This window comes from Rhizobium sp. P1_C7 (genome assembly GCF_056406295.1).
Map to the genome: position 1 here is coordinate 40,160 of NZ_JBFUAL010000027.1, position 18,088 is coordinate 58,247.

An 18,088-nucleotide genomic window follows, 5' to 3' on the forward strand; every position below is an offset into this window, starting at 1 on the left:
ATTCGGAACCGTGGCGTTCTGTTGATTGGCTTGGCTATTGGCCGGCTTTGGAGTGAGCGATAGACGACCCGGTCACCGAAACCGGATCGCTTGCCGGGAACGTATCTTCAAGGCCTTCCTCCAGCTCCTCTTCCAGAAGCGCTCGATCCTTGCCGCGCGGGCCATCCGTCTGCGAGCTCTGGAGCGCGGTCGCGAGCAGCGCCCTGGCGCGCGTGATGGCGTTGTCGCTCGTCAGTCCCGGAGAGGCTGCGGTATAGAGGGTGACTGCTATACCGTTTCCCGACTGATCTCCGAAGGCAACGACGAAGCCGCCGTCCTTCGGGTGGACTGTGACATCTGTGATGGCCATGGACGTGTCTCCCGGTTCGGACAATTGCGGGAAGTGAAGCGCTTTTTGCTAGGATTGTCGAGCGAAGACCTTCATCAGCCAGTCGATGAAGACGCGTACGCGCGGCGAGAGCTGCCTGTTGCGGGGATAGAGCAGCGAGACCGGCGTCCGCGTCAGCGGGAAATCCGACAAGACGTGCACGAGCGCGCCGGATGCCAGATCCTTTTCCGCATGATAGCGCGGCACCTGGATCAGGCCGAGGCCGAGGCGTGCGGCAGAGACGAAGCTCTCGGCTGCATTCACGGTCACGATGGCAGGCAGCGCGATGTTGCGGACGGCGCCGTCAACAATGAACTCGAGCGGCAGAACGCCTCCTGTCGCCGTCGATCGGAAGCCGACCATGCGGTGCCCGTCCAGCTTTTCCGGATGCTCCGGCATGCCGTATTTCTCGACATAGCTGGGCGAGGCGAGCGTGACTTCCTCCAGCATGGCAACACGCCTGGCCACCATGTCGCTGTCCTGCGGGGTGCCGACGCGCAGCACGCAGTCGATGCCTTCGCGCACGAGGTCCACCAGCCGGTCTCCCTCGCTCATATAGAATTCGATGTCTGGGTAGGTCTCCAGAAAGGAGGGCAGGCTGGGCAGAACGAAATGCCGGGCGAGCGTGCCATGCACATCGACCCGCAACATGCCCTTCGGCTTGGCGCCGGCAAAGGCACCCTCAGCATCCTCGATATCGGATAGGATCGTCAGGCAGCGTTGGTAGTAGGCTTGCCCGTCGAGCGTCGGGCTCACATGGCGCGTCGTCCGCTGCAGCAGGCGGACGCCAAGGCGGGCTTCCAGCCGTTTGACGGCATCGGTCACGGTCGAGCGCGGCAGGCCTGTATCTTCGGCGGCGGCGGTAAAACTGCGGCGCTCCACGACACGGGAGAACACCCGCATGGCATCGAATCTGTCCATCTTATTTGTTCGTATTTCCCGGATAGTGATGCTGAATTATGGATGATTATCCGTGTAAAGAAAAGCGTCATCTTCTGCACATCGAAAACGCGCTGCGGCGCAAACGACTGAAGGAGAAAGACAATGGCCACATCAGGAAACAAAGTTGCACTGGTTACCGGCGCTTCCAGAGGCATCGGTGCAGCGATCGCGGAACGTCTGGCCAAGGACGGGTTCACCGTCGTCATCAACTACTCCGGCAATTCAGCTCCGGCCGAGGAACTGGCAGCGAAGATCGAAAGGAACGGCGGCAAGGCACTGACGGCAAAGGCCGATGTGAGCGACGCCGAAGCGGTTCGCCGCATGTTCGATGCAGCCGAAGCAGCTTTCGGCGGGATTGATGTCCTCGTCAACAATGCCGGCATCATGGTGCTGTCCTCGATCGCCGACGCCGACGATGCCAACTTCGACCGACAGATCAGCGTCAACCTGAAGGGTACGTTCAATACGCTGCGCGAAGCTGGCAAGCGTCTGAGGGACGGCGGCCGGATCGTCAACTTCTCGACCTCGGTTGTCGGCGCCAAGCTTGAGACCTATGGCGTCTATGCCGCCACCAAGGCCGCCGTAGAAACGTTGACGGCGATCATGTCGAAGGAAATGCGCGGCCGCGACATCACCGTCAACGCCGTCGCACCAGGCCCGACCGCCACCGATCTCTTCCTGAACGGCAAGTCCGACGAACTCGTTGCCCGCATGTCGAAGATGAACCCGCTCGAACGCTTGGGGACACCGCAGGATATTGCGGCATCAGTCTCCTTCCTGGCAGGTCCCGACGGTTCGTGGATCAACGGCCAGGTGCTGCGCGCCAACGGCGGCATGGTCTGATCCTTCAACAACCGGCGGCGGGTATCGCGCCGCCGACCCCAAACGAGCCGATCAGCAAGCCCCCCATCACGAAGAAGGAACACGACAATGAGCAAGCAAGTTATCGTCATCACCGGTGCATCCAGCGGCTTCGGCGCTCTCACCGCCCGCGCTCTCGCCAGCGAAGGTCATATCGTCTACGCCGGCATGCGCGCCACGGAAGGTCGCAACGCCACGGCGGTGGCCGATGCCGCAGCCTTCGCCAAGGAGAACGGCGTGGACCTGCGCTCGGTAGAACTCGATGTTGCCTCGGACGCCTCCGTCGAAGAAGGCATCGCCAAGATCATCGCCGAGGCCGGCCGCCTCGACGTCGTCATCCACAATGCCGGCCATATGTCGTTCGGCCCGGCGGAAGCGTTCACACCGGAACAGTTTGCCGAACTTTTCGACATCAACGTGCTCTCCACGCAGCGGGTGAACCGTGCAGCACTTCCCTACCTGCGCAAGCAGGGTAGGGGCCTGGTCGTCTGGGTCTCTTACTCCAGCACCCGCGGCGGAACGCCTCCCTATCTCTCGCCCTACTTCGCAGCCAAGGCAGCGATGGATTCGCTGGCCGTTTCCTACGCTGCCGAGCTGACCCGGTGGGGCATCGAGACGTCGATCATCGTTCCCGGCGCTTTCACCAAGGGTACCAACCATTTCGCCCATGCAGGCTCGCCGGCCGACACGGCGCGGACCGCCGAATACAACGAGGGCCCCTACAAGGGCGTGCCGGAACAGGCATTGCAAGGTCTGGCTGCCCTTGAGCCAGAGGATGCCGACGCAGGCTCCGTCGCGGTTGCCATCGTCGATGTCGTCGCCATGCCGTTCGGCAAGCGCCCCTTCCGCGTCCACGTCGATCCGTCTCAGGATGGCGCCGAGATTGTCAACGGCGTTGCTGACCGTGTCCGGGCGGAGATGTTCCGCAATATAGGTCTCGGCGATCTGCTGAAGCCGGCGACTATCGGTTGAGACCATGCAAGCCCCCCGCGCCGGCTTTCAGGATCGAAAGCTGGCCCTCCTGGCCGGCATTGTTCACTTCCGCGAATGATCGAGCGAGACAATGGGCTCTTACATTTGTATTCGTATTGTCTATATTAGCGGAGTAGGGGCAGCCGGGACGCCTCCAATCCCGGATCTCCGGCCTCAAATACCTGCTGGGCCATTTCCCCTGGTGACGCGGCAGGCCATGCAAGAATAAAATAAAAATCAGACAGTTGCGGCCCGTCGAAGGAATTCCCTTCCGGGCCGCACTTCTGTCAGGTCTCGTTTAGCTTGGCTTCCACCAAGAGCTTGACCAACCAATCCACGAAGACGCGTACCTTGTTGCTTAGGTGTCGGTTGGGCGGATAAACGATGTAGAGCGCGAGCGGTTCGCGGTTCCATTCCGGCAGCACCTGCACCAGTTCTCCCTTTGCCAACGCCTCGCGGATCATGAAGCGAGGCAGCTGCGCAATACCGAGGCCGGTCATTGCTGCGGTCACGAAGGTTCTGCTGTCGTTGACCGACACCATGTAACGCGGGCTGATCTCCAGTTGTTCGTTATCCTTGCGGAACTCGAACGGAAGCGTCCGGTTGGTCTGTGCGCGAAAATAGCTCACGGAATAATGATCGTTTTCAAGATCTTCCGGCCGCTCCGGCCTGCCGAATTTCTCGAGGTAGAGCGGCGAAGCGCAGGTGATCAGATCGACTTCCGAGACGCGTCTTGCGATCAGGGACTGGTCGGCCGGCGTGCCGGCGCGCAGCGCGCAGTCCACGTTCTCCGCGAGATAGTCCACAGTCCGGTCCCCGACGCCGAGATCGATGCGGATATCAGGATATTTCTGGTAGAAATCGCAGAGCGCAGGCACGACGATCCAGTCCGCAAAGGCGCCGGCCATCTCGACGCGCAGGCGTCCGCTCGGAAGGCCCTGCGAGTTCGTCAGGCTTCCGTCCAGCTCTTCGAGTTCGGAAACGATTTGTGCCGCTCGTTCGTAATAGAGCGCGCCGTCTGTCGTTACCATGACGCGTCGGGTGGTGCGGTTGAGAAGCTTGGTGTGCAGATGCGCCTCAAGCCCTTGAATAAGATTGGTCACCGTCGCCTTGGGCATGGCGAGCGTGTCGGCGGCCCGTGTGAAATTGCCCGTCTCTACGACGCGAATGAAGGCGCGCATTGCCGAGAGCTGGTCCATCGGAAAACACCTAAGAAGGTTGCACTGCGGTATTGTTCGAAATTCGGAACAGTGTAATCGCGATGGCGCTTCTTATTCCGAGACTGGAATAACAATATCTTTTTTTCAGAAATTGCAAGCCGTGGCGGCAAGCAATACGTTACACCGATGAAGCGAAAGCCGGAGCGATGGCGGTGCAGGTGAAAGACATGGTGTTTGAAAAGGTGGCCATCGGCCCCGTTTCTGCACGCGTCTATCAGGGCGCCGAATATGGCAAGGGTTCGCCCATTGTGCTGTTTTTCCACGGTGGCGCGTTTCAGCAGTCTGGCGTCAAGGACAGCCCCGTTGCTGAAACTATTGCAAGCACCGGTGCGATCGTCGTCGTCGCAGATTATAACGCGCCGCTCGGCAATGTCTTCCCGAAGCCACTGGAAGTCGGCTATTCGCTGTTTTCCTACATGGCAAACAAGCGCGCGTCGGGTCTCGGCGATCGCAATTCGCTCCTGTTGGTTGCCGGCGAGGAAGCGGGCGGCAACATTGCGGCCGGTGTCGCGTTCAAGGCGCGCGACCATTATGCCGACGCGCTCGACGGTCAGATCCTGATTTCGCCGCTGCTTGATCCCTTCATGGGAACGTCGTCCATTCGAAAGGCCGACGGCATCGGCATGCGTCAGCGCTGGGCCGAAGGCTGGAGCCATTATCTCAGCGGTGGCGGCTGCCATCCCTATGCGGCACCGTGTCTGTGTTCGCGTATTTCGGGCGTTGCGCCTGCACTGGTTTTTTCGGCTGAAGACGATCCGCTCCGCGACGAGGCGCTCGGCTATGCCGATCGCCTCAAGCAGGCAGGCGTCGGAGTTCGTCAGCATGTCCTTCCCGCCGGGACAGGCTGGCCATCTATTTATGGCGGGACGTCCGAAGAGGCTTCCACCTGGCAGGAAACTGTCAGCAGCGAGTTCGCAAGCTTCGTCAAGACCCTTAGCGTTCAACCCATTGCATTGAAGACGAACTGATCATTTCCGGCCGTGAGGGCCGTAAGGAGAGTACCAATGACGTCCAGTAAGAAGCGCTGGGCCCTTGTGGGCGCCGGCTTGGGCCTTGCTGCGTCCGTTTCGGCCGCAGCCATCTTTTTCGAACTGCCGATGAGCGCGACCGCCACGGCCGCTTCCGCTCCAGCACAGGCTCCCGCTGTGCCGGTAACGGTTGCCGTCGTCGCCAGCCGCGACATCACCAACTGGGAAGAATTCTCGGGCCGGCTTGAAGCCGTCGACCGCGTACAGATCCGTTCGCGCGTTGCCGGTGCCGTCCAGTCGGTTCACTTCCGCGAAGGGGCGCTGGTAAAGGCGGGCGATCTGCTCTTCACCATCGATCCTTCGCCATACCAGGCCGCCGTCTCGCAGGCGGAAGGGCAGCTGGCTTCCGCCGAAGCAAAGGTCAATCTCTCGCAGATCGAGCTTGAACGCGGCCGCAGGCTTTCCGAAAACAAGACCATTTCGCAAAGCGACATGGACCAGCGCCAGAATGCGTTTACCGAAGCGCAGGCTGGGCAACGTACTGCCCAGGCCGCCCTTCAATCGGCTCAGCTGGAGCTTGGCTACACAGAAGTCCGCGCACCGGTCGCGGGGCGCGTTGGCAAGTTCGAGATCACCGTCGGCAACCTGGTTGCGGCAGGATCGACCTCGCCGGCACTTACGACGCTCGTCTCCGTCGATCCCATCTACGCCAGCTTCAATGCCAGCGAAGAGATGGTCGCCAAGGCGCTCGCGCAGCTTCCTGCCGGCGACGGTGCAGTGCCCGCCCTCGAACAGGTTCCCGTCGAAGTCGGCACGCTTGCCGATCAGGGTACGCCGATCAAGGGCAAGCTGCAGCTGATCGACAACCAGGTCGATGCCGCAAGCGGTACGATCGGTGTTCGCGCCGTCTTCGACAATCCGGGCGGCAAACTGATCCCCGGCCAGTTCGTCCGCGTCCGGATGGGCCAGCCCAAGGCTGAGAACAAGGTGCTGATCAGCGAGCGCGCCATCGGCACCGACCAGGACAAGAAATTCGTCTTCGTCGTCGATGGCGAGAACAAGGTGAGCTACCGGCCGGTACAGCTCGGCATAGCTGCCGAGGGTGAGCGCGTTGTCGAAAGCGGCCTTGCGGTCGGCGACAAGATTGTCGTCAACGGCTTGCAGCGCATTCGTCCCGGCGCGGTCGTGGCGCCGCAGATGGAAGAGAAAGTCGCGGCCGCTCAGTAGGCCGCTTGTTGGATCTCCCTTCTCCTCGGCGGAGAAAGGGATTTCACTCGAAATGACCTGACCCACCGGCGGCATCCCAACCGCCGGAGAGGGCCGTTGCATCCCAATTTCATCCCGGAGAGGGCTTTGAAATGAACATCTCAAGATTCTTTGTCGACCGCCCTGTGTTCGCCGGGGTTCTGTCGGTCCTCATCGTCGTCGCCGGCCTCATCGGCATGCGATCGCTGCCGATATCCGAATATCCGGAAGTCGTCCCGCCGTCGATCGTCGTGCGCGCCACCTATCCCGGAGCCAACCCGAAGGTGATCGCCGAAACCGTCGCCACGCCGCTCGAAGAGCAGATCAATGGCGTCGAGGGCATGCTTTACATGTCCAGCCAGGCGACATCGGACGGCGTGATGACGCTCACCGTCACCTTCAAGCTCGGCACCGACCCCGATCAGGCACAGCAGCTCGTCCAGAACCGCGTCTCGCAGGCAGAACCCCGCCTTCCGGAAGAGGTGAAGAGCATCGGCGTCACCACGGTCAAGAGTTCGCCTGACCTGATGATGGTCGTGAACCTGACCTCGCCTGACAACCGTTACGACATCACCTATCTGCGCAACTACGGTGTCTTGAACGTGAAGGATCGGCTGGCACGCATCCAGGGCGTTGGCCAGGTGCAGATCTTCGGTTCGGGCGATTACTCGATGCGCGTCTGGATCGATCCGCAGAAGGCGGCCGAACATGGCCTTGCCGCAAGCGACATCACCAACGCCATCCGCCAGCAGAACGTCCAAGCGGCCGCCGGTACCATCGGCGCATCGCCGAGCCTGCGGGGCATCGACGTCCAGCTGAACGTCAACGCGCAGGGCCGTCTTCAGACACCGGAAGAGTTCGGCAACATCATCGTCAAGAGCGGCGCAAATGGCGAGATCACCCGCCTGCGCGATGTCGCCCGCGTCGAGCTTGGTGCCGCCGATTACTCGCTGCGTTCGCTGCTCGACAGCAAGGCGGCGGTCGCCATCCCGGTCTTCCAGGCGCCGGGCTCCAACGCCATCACCATCTCGGACGAGGTCGTCAAGACCATGAACGAGCTGCAGCTGGCGATGCCTGAGGGCGTGAAGTACGAGATCGTCTACGATACGACGAAGTTCGTCCGTGCCTCGATCGAGAAGGTGGTTGACACGCTATTGGAAGCGATCGCGCTGGTCGTCATCGTCGTCATTCTCTTCCTGCAGACGTGGCGCGCGTCGATCATTCCGCTGATTGCGGTTCCGGTATCGATCATCGGTACGTTCGCAGTCATGTATGTCTTCGGCTTCTCGATCAACGCGCTTAGTCTCTTTGGGCTCGTGCTGGCTATCGGCATCGTCGTGGACGACGCTATCGTCGTCGTGGAAAACGTCGAACGCAATATCGAAAACGGGCTCAGTCCGCGTGAGGCGACCTATCGCGCAATGAAGGAAGTGTCCGGCCCGATCGTTGCGATCGCGCTGGTTCTGGTGGCCGTCTTCGTGCCGCTGGCCTTCATCACCGGCTTGTCCGGACAGTTCTATCGCCAGTTCGCGCTGACGATCGCGATCTCGACCGTCATCTCGGCCATCAACTCGCTGACGCTGTCTCCGGCTCTGGCGGCCCTTCTTCTCAAGGACCATCACGCACCGAAGGATTGGCTGACGCGGGGCATGGACTTCGTCTTCGGCTGGTTCTTCCGGGGCTTCAACCGCGCCTTCAGTGCCGGTTCGAACGCCTACGGCAAGGGTGTCGGCGGTCTGTTGTCGAGAAAGAGCATCGTCATGGTGATCTACCTCGCATTGGCCGGAGCGACTTATGGCCTTTTCAATGCCGTTCCCGGCGGCTTCGTTCCGGCGCAGGACAAGCAATATCTGATCGGCTTCGCACAGCTGCCGGATGCTGCAAGCCTCGACCGCACCGAAGACGTCATCAAGCGCATGAGCGACATCGCCCTGAAGCAGCCGGGCGTCGAGCACGCCATCGCGTTTCCGGGCCTTTCGATCAACGGCTTCACCAACAGCTCGAACGCCGGTATCGTCTTCGTCAGCCTGAAGCCGTTCGACGAGCGCAGGACGCCCGATCTCTCGGGCGGTGCGATCGCCATGCAGCTGAACCAGAAGTTCGGTGCGATCCAGGATGCCTTCATCGCCATGTTCCCGCCGCCGCCCGTCCAGGGTCTCGGCACGACCGGCGGCTTCAAGCTGCAGCTCGAGGATCGTGCAGGCCTCGGCTACCAGGCACTCGATGAGGCCAACAAGGCATTCCTTGCCAAGGCCTATCAGTCGCCGGAACTGGCGGGGTTGTTCTCCAGCTACCAGATCAACGTGCCGCAGCTCTATGCGGACCTCGATCGCGCCAAGGCGGAACAGCTCGGCGTATCGGTGACCGATGTGTTCGAAACGCTCCAGATCTACCTCGGTTCGCTCTATGTGAACGACTTCAACGCCTTCGGCCGCACCTACAGCGTCCGGGTGCAGGCCGATGCCAAGTTCCGTGCGACCGCGGACGATATCGGCCAGTTGAAGGTTCGCTCGGCATCGGGCCAGATGATCCCGCTCTCGGCGCTGCTGAAGGTCGATGCCACCACCGGGCCGGAACGAACGAACCGCTACAACGGCTTCCTGGCCGCCGACATCAACGGCGGTCCGGCACCGGGCTTCTCGTCGGGCCAGGCGCAGGCGGCGATCGAGAGGATTGCGGACGAGACACTGCCGAAGGGCATCGGCTACGAATGGACGGACCTGACCTACCAGCAGATCCTTGCCGGAAGCTCGGGCGTGCTCGTCTTCCCGCTGGCGCTGCTGCTGGTCTATCTGGTGCTTGCCGCCCAGTATGAAAGCCTGACGCTGCCGCTGGCGATCATCATGATCGTGCCGATGGGTGTTCTGGCCGCCTTGACCGGCGTCTGGCTCACCGGTGGAGATAACAACATCTTCACGCAGATCGGCCTCATCGTCCTTGTAGGTCTCTCGGCGAAGAACGCGATCTTGATCGTGGAGTTTGCCCGCGAGCTGGAGTTCGAGGGACGGACGCCGGTTCAGGCGGCGGTCGAGGCAAGCCGGCTGCGCCTGCGTCCGATCCTGATGACCTCGATGGCCTTCATCATGGGCGTCGTGCCGCTGGTCACTTCGACGGGTGCCGGCGCAGAGATGCGTGCGGCCATGGGCGTCGCGGTGTTCTCGGGCATGATCGGGGTCACCTTCTTCGGCATCTTCATGACGCCTGTTTTCTACGTGCTGATCCGCAAGCTGACGGGCAACCGTGCACTGGTGCAGCACAAGGAGGAGCATCAAGACGAGGGCGGCGCAGAGGTGATACGACTGGCTGCCGAGTAGGATCCGTTGTCACGAACGCAAAAGGCGGGGCATGATCCCGCCTTTTCTATTTTCATGCGCCGATCCTACGGCTAGTCTTGATTGACGTACATCGGGCGAGAGGAGTCGCGCGCGGTATCGGTTGATGGAGGCGTTCAATGCATATTGCGATCGTCGGGGCTGCCGGCATGATCGGGCGCAAGTTGACGGCGCGGCTGGTGTCCGATAACCGCTTGGCAGGGCAGGTCGTTTCGCGTCTTTCGCTCGTCGACGTGATCGAGCCCGCCGTGCCGCAAGGCTTTGGCGGCCGCTTCGACACGAGTGCTGCCGACATATCGAGCCCCGGGCAGGCGGCGCACCTTGTCAAAGCCAGGCCGGATGTGATTTTCCACCTTGCGGCTATCGTTTCGGGCGAGGCGGAGCTGGATTTCGAAAAGGGATATGGAATCAACCTCGATGGGACACGTCTGCTGTTCGAGGCGATCCGTCTTGCCCACCTTCAGGACGGGTACCGGCCATGCGTGGTCTTCACGTCGTCCATCGCGGTCTTCGGCGCGCCATTCCCGGAGGTAATACCGGACGATTTCAATCTGACGCCACTGACGAGCTACGGCACACAGAAGGCGATGGGCGAGCTGTTGCTCGCGGACTATACCCGCCGCGGATTCATCGATGGCATCGGCATTCGATTGCCGACGATCTGCATTCGCCCCGGCAAGCCGAACAAGGCGGCATCCGGCTTCTTCTCCGGCATATTGCGTGAACCGCTTGCCGGGCAGCCGGCAATCCTGCCAGTGCCGGATACGGTCCGCCACTGGCACGCGTCGCCGCGCTCCGCCGTCGGCTTCCTCGTTCATGCCGCCAGCATTGATCTCCAGCCCCTGGGCTCGCGGCGCAACCTGACGATGCCGGGTGTCAGCGCCACGGTGGCAGATCAGATCGATGCCCTGCGGCGCGTTGCGGGCCGCGAAGCCGTCGGCCTGATCCGCCGCGAACCCGATGCACTGGTCATGAAGATCGTCGCGGGGTGGCCGCAGGCATTCGAGGCGCGGCGAGCGACGGAGCTGGGCTTCAAGGCCGATGCGTCGTTCGACGATATCATCCGGGCGCATATCGATGATGAAATGGGAGGAAATCTCTGATGGTGGACACGGTGCGCAGGATCGCGTTTCTGGGGACCGGGCTCATGGGCGCGCCGATGGTGCGCCGCCTGCTGCAAACCGGGTTCGCCGTTACGGTGTGGAACCGCGACAGGACAAAGGCCGAAGCGCTTCTTGAGGATGGCGCGGTCGTCGCCGATACGGCCGCAGAGGCGGTGAGGGGGGCTTCCGTCGTGTTCCTGATGCTGAGCGACGGCAAGGCGGTGGGGGATGTCCTGTTTTCGCAAGGCGTCGCTCCCGCCCTTGAAGCGCGAGCCGTCGTCATCGACTCGAGCTCGATTGCACCGGAAGCCGCGCGCGAGCATGCGGCGAGACTGGCTGAACAGGGCATCCGGCACCTCGATGCGCCGGTCTCCGGCGGTGTCGTCGGGGCGGCGGCCGGAACGCTCGCGATCATGGCGGGCGGCGGCGCGGGCGATGTCGAGGAGGTCGCGGACGTCTTCGCGCCGCTCGGTCGTGTCACCCATGTCGGGCCGAGCGGCACGGGCCAGCTTGCCAAGCTGGGAAATCAGCAGATCGTCGCAGTGACGATCGGCGCCATAGCCGAGGCCATGATGCTGGTCGAGGCCGGCGGCGGCTCGCGCGAGGCATTTCGCCGGGCGATCCGCGGCGGTTTTGCAGAAAGCCGGATCCTCGACATTCATGGCCAGCGGATGGTCGAGCGCAATTTCGGTCACGCGGGTCCATCGAAGCTGCAGCTGAAAGATCTGAACAACATTATCGCAGAGGCCGAAAGGCTATCGCTGACCTTGCCGCTCACCGAAGGCGTTCGCGCGGAATTTGCCGCCTTTGTCGAAGGCGGCGGCGGAGAGATCGATCACAGCGGGTTGCTGCTGCATCTTGAAGAGAAGAACGCACGCTCGCGAAAGCGGCCGTGACTCACAAGCGATCCGGCGAGGCATGGATTGGATAAGCAGAAATGATGATGAGGCGCGGCACAATCATTGATGGATTTTTAGAGGGTTCTCACTAAACTCTAGCGCAGCGATTGGTCGGCACATACAGAACGCCTCGTCGGGCACGTGGAGGTCTGTTGCTTTGAAGCTGCATGAGGCTTAGACGGCTTTGGTCCCTAACGATTCCAAACGATCCGAGCGGGAATTTCAGGATCTCTTGCGCCGCCTTGAGCTCGCGCTCGACGCGTCGCAAATCGGTGTATGGCAGCACGACCTGGAGAAGCACGAAATCTCATGGGACACACAGATGCACCGTCTCTACCAAACGGGTCGCAAGAGCGGGCTTGTTGCGACGGTGGTGTGGTCCGATGCCATTCATCCCGACGATCGCGAGCGTGCCGAACGCGAATTCAGCGACGCTGTGGCGAGGCGCGGCCAGTATAACTCCGAGTTCCGCATCGTCTGGCCGGACGGCGATGTTCGATATATCCGGTCGCGGGCGCATTTCTATGTCAGCGAGGAGGGAGCGCCTTCCTTCATCGGCGCGGAATGGGATGTGACGGCGGACGTCCGTCTCAATGCCGAGGCGGCTCGCCAGCGAGCGGTCGCCGAAGCGCGTGCACTCGCTTTGGAACAGAGTGCCGCCCGTATCGAGTATGCCGCCGAGCACGACTACCTGACAGGCCTGCCGAACCGTCGGCTTTTCGACAAGCGACTGGCGCAATTGTCCGAGGATCCGGCGGTCTCAACGCTCGCCGTGCTGCACCTCGATCTCGACGAGTTCAAGCAGATCAATGACGGGTATGGCCATGAGGCCGGCGATAGCGTGTTGAAGGCGGCAGCCATGCGGATCGAGGCCGCGCTTCCGGACGGCAGCGTCGCAGCACGCATCGGAGGCGACGAATTCGTCATCATCCTGATCAATTTCGGGAGCGTGGACGTGCTGCGGCAGATCGCACGAGACGTGCAGCGGCGCTTGCGCAAGAAAATACGCTTCGGTGCGGATTTGCTGCAGTCGGGGGCATCCATAGGGATTTCGTGGTGTGCGGACCGCAGCGAATCCAACCTGCTGGCCGAGTCCGATATCGCGCTGTACCAGGCAAAGGCCTCCGGGCGCGATCGCATAGAGTTCTTCGCGCAACAGCTGAAGGACGAACTCATGGCCAAGCGCCGGATCGGGGAAGAGCTGAAGCTTGCGCTTGAGGCGGGCGAGTTCGTTCCATTCTACCAGGTGCAGCTCGATGCCCGCACGCGCGAGATTGTCGGCCTTGAAGCCCTTGTTCGATGGCAACACGCGGAACGGGGGATCCTATTGCCCGGAGATTTTCTGAAGGTCGCAGATGAATACGGTCTTTCGGGCGATATCGATGCTGCGATCCTGAGGCGCGTGCTGGAGGATCGCCTCGAATGGGAGGGGCGTGGTTTGCCGGTGCCCCGGATCGCCGTAAACATTTCCGGCCAGCGCCTCTATGACCCCCGCTTGAAGGACGATCTGCTGAGCCTCGACATTCCGCAGAACGCCATTGTCTTCGAGCTTGTCGAGACGATCTTCCTCGACGATTGCGACGACGAAATGCTTCAGAGCGTCGAGCAGATCAAGCAGATGGGAATCGAGATCGAGATCGACGATTTCGGCTCGGGCCACGCTTCGCTGATCGGGCTTGTCCGGCTGCGGCCGACGAGGCTGAAGATCGACCGGCAGCTTGTCGATGCAATCGACACCTCCGACGAGCAGCGCCGCGTCGTCAAGTCGATCGTCGACATTGCCAAGACCCTGGGTGTCAAGGTCATTGCCGAAGGGGTCGAAACCGAAGGACACGCTACGACGCTTGCCAAGCTCGGTTGCGAAACGTTGCAGGGCTTTGCGCTTGGTCGTCCGCTTCCGGCGTCGGAGATAGATCAAATGTTTGCCACACCGGTTGCCGGTTAGCCGGCAGCGGTGAGGCACGTCCAACGCCTTCATTGCGGCGGCTATGCCGGCGTGTCGAGTTCGGCTCTGGCTTCGAGATACCAATCGACGAAGGCTGAGACACCGACGGCGAGGGCCGTGTCGGGCTTGTAGCCGGTAAGCGCCAACAGGAGATCGGGACTGGCGAAGGTGCGCGGCACGTCACCCTTCTGCATCGGCAGCATGATGCGCCTGGCGGGCCGCGCGAGCGCCTTCTCGACGGTATCGACGAAGTCCAAGAGGCTGGTCGGTTGGCCGCCACCAAGGTTGACGATCCGAAACGGCGCCTGGTGCGACAGCGTTTCGACGCGCTCGTCAGCGACCCGGTTGGCCTCCGATGGAATGATTGCCGAGAGCCGGACTATCGATTCGACCAGGTCGTCTATGTAGGTGAAATCCCGGCTCATCTTGCCTTCGCCATAGATCTCGATCGGCTGGTCCTCCAACATGTTCTTGACGAATTTGAAGAGGGCCATATCGGGCCTGCCCCAGGGGCCGTAGACCGTGAAGAAACGGAATGCGGTGGTCGGGATCTTGTGAAGGTGCGAATAGCTGTGCGCCATCAGCTCCATCGACTTCTTCGTCGCGGCGTAGAAGGTCAGCGGCTCGTCGGCACGATCAGTCTCGCGGAACGGCACTGTCGGATTGGCGCCGTAGATCGAAGAGGTGGAGGCGAGCAACAGGTGGGCGACGCCCGCATTCTTGGCGATCTCCAGGATGTTCCACGACCCCACCAGGTTCGACGACAGGTAGGCCTGCGGATTTTCGTTGCTATAGCGGACGCCGGCCTGGGCCGCGAGATGGATCATGATGTCGGGCTTGGCGGCTGCCACGGCGTGTTCGAGCGCCGTGCGATCCTCCAGCATCGCGGTCACAGGGCGGAACGCCGGAAACTGCGCCAGCGCGGCGTTGCGCATGTGCTTCAAGTTGATGTTGTAATAGTGCGTCATACCGTCGAAACCGGTCACCTCATGGCCGTCCTGCAGCAGGCGGCGGGCGAGGTGAAAGCCGATGAAACCGGCGGTTCCGGTGATGAAATAGCGCATCTCTATTGCCCGCTCTTCTTGCCGACTGCGAAGTAGCTGAAGCCATGCCTGACGACTTCGGCGATCGGATAGATATTGCGCAGATCGACGAGCACCGGCTTGCGCACCAGCGTCTTCAGGCGCTTGAAATCGAGCGCGCGGAATTCATCCCACTCGGTGATCAGCACGACGGCATCGGCACCTTCGGCGATCTCATAGGGATCCTTGCCGTAGGTGACCGGTCCCAGAACGTCCTTGGCATCGTCCATGCCCTCGGGATCGTAGACGTGCACCGCAGCCCCGCCATCGAGCAGCGCCTGGATGATGGTGATCGAGGGGGCGTCGCGCATGTCGTCGGTGTTCGGCTTGAAGGTCAGGCCGAGGATGGCGATCTTCTTGCCGCGCACGGTACCGTCGCAGGCGGCGATGACCTTGCGGCCCATGGCGCGCTTGCGGTTGTCGTTGATGGCCACGGTCGTCTCGATCAGGCGGACCGGGCTGTCGAAATCCTGCGCGGTCTTGACGAGCGCCAGCGTGTCCTTCGGAAAACAGGAGCCGCCGTAGCCCGGGCCGGCATGCAGGAACTTGTCGCCGATGCGCTTGTCCATGCCGATACCCTTGGCGACCTTCTGTACATCGGCGCCGATCTGTTCGCAGAGGTCGGCGATTTCGTTGATGAAGGTGATCTTCATGGCGAGGAAGGCATTGGCGGCATACTTGATGAGTTCGGAAGTGCGGCGCTCGCAGAAATAGAGAGGCGCCTCGTTCAGATAGAGCGGGCGATAGACCTCGCGCATGATCTCCACGGCACGGGGCTCCTCGGTGCCGAGAACAATGCGGTCGGGCCGCTTGAAGTCGGTGATCGCTGCACCTTCCCGCAGGAATTCGGGATTGGAGACGACGGCGATGTCCTTGTCCGGGAACTCCTCGCGGAAGATGCGTTCGATTTCGTCGCCGGTGCCGACGGGAACCGTCGATTTGGTGACGACGACGGTAAAGCCGTTTACAGCGGCGGCGATTTCGCGTGCTGCCGCATAGACATAGGTCAGATCCGCATGGCCGTCGCCACGGCGCGACGGCGTGCCGACAGCAATGAAGACCACGTCGGCCGCGGCAACCGGAGCGGCGACATCCTTGGAGAAGTCCAGCCGCCCGGCGCTTCGGTTGTGGGCGATGATCGTTTCCAGGCCCGGTTCGAAGATAGGGACTTCGCCGGCCTCCAGCGCGTCGATCTTGGCGGCTGACTTGTCGACGCAGGTCACATGGTGGCCGAAATCGGCAAGGCAGGCGCCGGATACCAGGCCGACATAGCCCGAGCCAATCATCACAATACGCATGGATTCATTCCCTGGGACAGCGACCGCGACCCGCCGACCGGCAGGGTCGCGATGGTGTTACAGAGGTAATTTTATAAGTTCAAGACAAAGGCGCTCAGTTGCGTCCGAACTCGTCGACGATGCGGATAATGTCGTCTTCGCCGAGATAGGAACCGGTCTGTACCTCGATCAGTTCGAGCAGGATCTTGCCAGGGTTGGCCAGCCGATGGACCTCGCCGAGCGGGATGTAGACCGACTCGTTTTCGCGCAGCATCTGGACGGTCTCGCCAATCGTCACCTCCGCGGTTCCCTTGACGACGATCCAGTGTTCCGAGCGGTGATGATGCTTCTGGAGCGAAAGCTTCTTGCCCGGGGTGACGAAGATGCGCTTCACCTGGAAGCGGTCGCCGTTGAGGATGGACGTATAGCCGCCCCAGGGGCGATAGGAGGTGGGATGCGTCTCCGTCAGCTTCGAGGTCGACGGCATTGAGGCGAGCATCTTGACGAGGGCGCCGACGTCCTGGCTGTCTTGCAGCCGGCCCACGTAGACGGCATCCTCGCTGGCGACGACTGCGATGTCCTCCATCCCCTGCACGGCAAGGTGTACGCCGTGGGTCATGACAAGCGAGTTCTTGGTGTTGACGAGGGTCGTATTGGCGGCTGCGACATTGCCATGGTGATCGCGGCTGCCGCTCTTCCAGACAGAATCCCAGCTACCAAGGTCAGACCACTTGAAAGGCGAGGGGACGACCGCGGCATTGCTTGTCTTCTCCATGATCGCATAGTCGATGGAAATGTTGGGGCTCTCTGCAAAGGCGGCCTTGTCGAGCCTGATGAAATCGAGATCCGTGGCACTTCGGCGGACTGCTTCGCTCGCGGCTTTCAGAACGGCGGGTGCATAGCTGCCCATTTCGCTGAGCAGGTGCGAGGCGGCGAACATGAACATGCCCGAGTTCCAGTAGAAGCCGCCCGCCGCCAGCATTTCCTCCGCGCTGGCCAGCGGCGGCTTCTCGATGAAGCGCTTGACCGTCTGCGCTCCGCTCGGAAGGGTTTCGCCTCCTTCGATATAGCCGTAGCCGGTTGCGGGCTCGGTCGGCTTGATGCCGAAGGTCACCAGCTTGCCGTCCGCGGCGGCTGCGGCCGCCATGCGCACAGCGTCGAAATAGGAGCCGTCCGCGACAATCTCGTAGTCGGAACCCAACACGTGCATGATCGTATCTTCGCCGAAACGGTCGCGTACCAGCGTGGCGGCGGCGGCGACCGCGGCAGCGGTGTTGCGTGCCATCGGTTCGAGAAGGATCGCCGAAAGAGCCAGGTCGAGCTCACGCGCCTGTTCGGCCACCAGGAAGCGGAACTCCTCGTTGGTGAGCACGACGGGCGCCGCGTAAAGCGCCGGGTCGGAAACGCGCGCGAGCGTTTCCTGAAAAAGGGTGCGGTCGCCAATGAAGCGGATGAACTGCTTGGGCGCTGCGGCGCGCGATAAAGGCCAGAGCCGTGTACCCTTGCCGCCGGCCATAATCACTGGAACGATCTTTTGCGTCATGTGGCGTGTCCTTGAATGGTTTATCTGGTCCATCAGTTTGCGTCCGCCCAGTGGCGGATGCGTCCGAGCCCGGCGGCCAGCAGATCGGCAGCTTCAGTCTCCGTTTTCGCTTCGATGTAGCAACGCATCTCCGGAGCATTTCCGGAGGGTCTTAAATGGACGATCCGGCGATCCCGGAGCGTTACCCGTAGGCCGTCGATGTCGCTGACGCTGTCCACCTCGCCGAGCGGCTGCAGAAAGGCGGCAATATTTTCAGAACCTGCGCGCAAGTGCGCCATCAGGCGGGCACTTGTTTCAACGGGAAAGTTCTCGAGCCGGTCGGCTGCTGCAAA

14 protein-coding genes and 1 pseudogene are annotated in these 18,088 nt (G+C 61.8%); 8 read left to right on the top strand and 7 right to left on the bottom strand.

From position 1 onward, the window contains the following. Window positions 1-34 precede the first annotated feature (34 nt). The gene (locus AC1D2R_RS28120) at window positions 35-349 is read right to left on the bottom strand and encodes a hypothetical protein (protein WP_477972588.1); all 315 of its coding nucleotides are present in this window, start codon (window positions 347-349) and stop codon (window positions 35-37) included. A 48-nt stretch (window positions 350-397) separates the two neighbouring features. Further along, window positions 398-1,288, bottom strand: a complete 891-nt coding sequence (locus tag AC1D2R_RS28125; protein ID WP_477972590.1) for a LysR family transcriptional regulator — start codon at window positions 1,286-1,288, stop codon at window positions 398-400. 123 nt (window positions 1,289-1,411) lie between these two features. Here AC1D2R_RS28125 and AC1D2R_RS28130 point away from each other — a divergent pair, with 123 nt between their 5' ends. Next, window positions 1,412-2,152 carry an SDR family oxidoreductase gene (locus AC1D2R_RS28130; protein ID WP_477972591.1) on the top strand — a complete coding sequence of 247 codons (741 nt, stop codon included), beginning with the start codon at window positions 1,412-1,414 and terminating at the stop codon, window positions 2,150-2,152. An 87-nt stretch (window positions 2,153-2,239) separates the two neighbouring features. Further along, the gene (locus AC1D2R_RS28135; protein ID WP_477972593.1) at window positions 2,240-3,142 is read left to right on the top strand and encodes an SDR family oxidoreductase; all 903 of its coding nucleotides are present in this window, start codon (window positions 2,240-2,242) and stop codon (window positions 3,140-3,142) included. 287 nt (window positions 3,143-3,429) lie between these two features. Here AC1D2R_RS28135 and AC1D2R_RS28140 read toward each other — a convergent pair whose 3' ends face one another. Then, window positions 3,430-4,341, bottom strand: coding sequence for a LysR family transcriptional regulator (locus AC1D2R_RS28140; protein ID WP_477972595.1), 912 nt, complete (start codon window positions 4,339-4,341; stop codon window positions 3,430-3,432). Window positions 4,342-4,508: 167 nt separating this feature from the next. On the opposite strand from AC1D2R_RS28140, the gene AC1D2R_RS28145 reads away from it, so the two are divergent. The 6 genes from AC1D2R_RS28145 to AC1D2R_RS28170 all read left to right on the top strand — a co-directional run bounded on the left by AC1D2R_RS28145 (window position 4,509) and on the right by AC1D2R_RS28170 (window position 13,854). Continuing rightward, window positions 4,509-5,330, top strand: a complete 822-nt coding sequence (locus AC1D2R_RS28145) for an alpha/beta hydrolase fold domain-containing protein (protein ID WP_477972597.1) — start codon at window positions 4,509-4,511, stop codon at window positions 5,328-5,330. Between the two features lie 36 nt (window positions 5,331-5,366). Beyond that, on the top strand, window positions 5,367-6,557 hold the full coding sequence (locus AC1D2R_RS28150; protein WP_477972598.1) for an efflux RND transporter periplasmic adaptor subunit: 1,191 nt from the start codon (window positions 5,367-5,369) through the stop codon (window positions 6,555-6,557). Window positions 6,558-6,688: 131 nt separating this feature from the next. After that, entirely contained in the window at window positions 6,689-9,889 is a 3,201-nt protein-coding gene (locus AC1D2R_RS28155) for an efflux RND transporter permease subunit (protein WP_477972599.1), read from the top strand. Between the two features lie 137 nt (window positions 9,890-10,026). Next, on the top strand, window positions 10,027-11,010 hold the full coding sequence (gene denD / locus AC1D2R_RS28160) for a D-erythronate dehydrogenase (protein WP_477972601.1): 984 nt from the start codon (window positions 10,027-10,029) through the stop codon (window positions 11,008-11,010). Next, window positions 11,010-11,906, top strand: a complete 897-nt coding sequence (locus AC1D2R_RS28165) for an NAD(P)-dependent oxidoreductase (RefSeq protein WP_477972602.1) — start codon at window positions 11,010-11,012, stop codon at window positions 11,904-11,906. The genes denD and AC1D2R_RS28165 overlap by 1 nt, the downstream gene beginning before the upstream one ends. A gap of 187 nt (window positions 11,907-12,093) precedes the next feature. Further along, window positions 12,094-13,854, top strand: a complete 1,761-nt coding sequence (locus tag AC1D2R_RS28170) for a putative bifunctional diguanylate cyclase/phosphodiesterase (protein WP_477972604.1) — start codon at window positions 12,094-12,096, stop codon at window positions 13,852-13,854. A gap of 41 nt (window positions 13,855-13,895) precedes the next feature. Here the strand turns inward: AC1D2R_RS28170 and AC1D2R_RS28175 are convergent, their stop codons facing one another. From AC1D2R_RS28175 to AC1D2R_RS28190, 4 genes and pseudogenes are all read right to left on the bottom strand, one after another. After that, a complete protein-coding gene (locus tag AC1D2R_RS28175) occupies window positions 13,896-14,918 on the bottom strand; it encodes an NAD-dependent epimerase/dehydratase family protein (RefSeq protein ID WP_477972606.1) in 1,023 nt (340 codons plus the stop codon). A 2-nt stretch (window positions 14,919-14,920) separates the two neighbouring features. Beyond that, window positions 14,921-16,234: a UDP-glucose dehydrogenase family protein gene (locus AC1D2R_RS28180; RefSeq protein ID WP_477972608.1), complete on the bottom strand. Its 1,314-nt coding sequence runs from the start codon at window positions 16,232-16,234 to the stop codon at window positions 14,921-14,923. 94 nt (window positions 16,235-16,328) lie between these two features. After that, the gene (locus tag AC1D2R_RS28185) at window positions 16,329-17,756 is read right to left on the bottom strand and encodes a mannose-1-phosphate guanylyltransferase/mannose-6-phosphate isomerase (protein ID WP_477972610.1); all 1,428 of its coding nucleotides are present in this window, start codon (window positions 17,754-17,756) and stop codon (window positions 16,329-16,331) included. 32 nt (window positions 17,757-17,788) lie between these two features. Then, window positions 17,789-18,088 (bottom strand): annotated as a pseudogene (locus AC1D2R_RS28190) (phosphomannomutase); the annotation flags it as partial.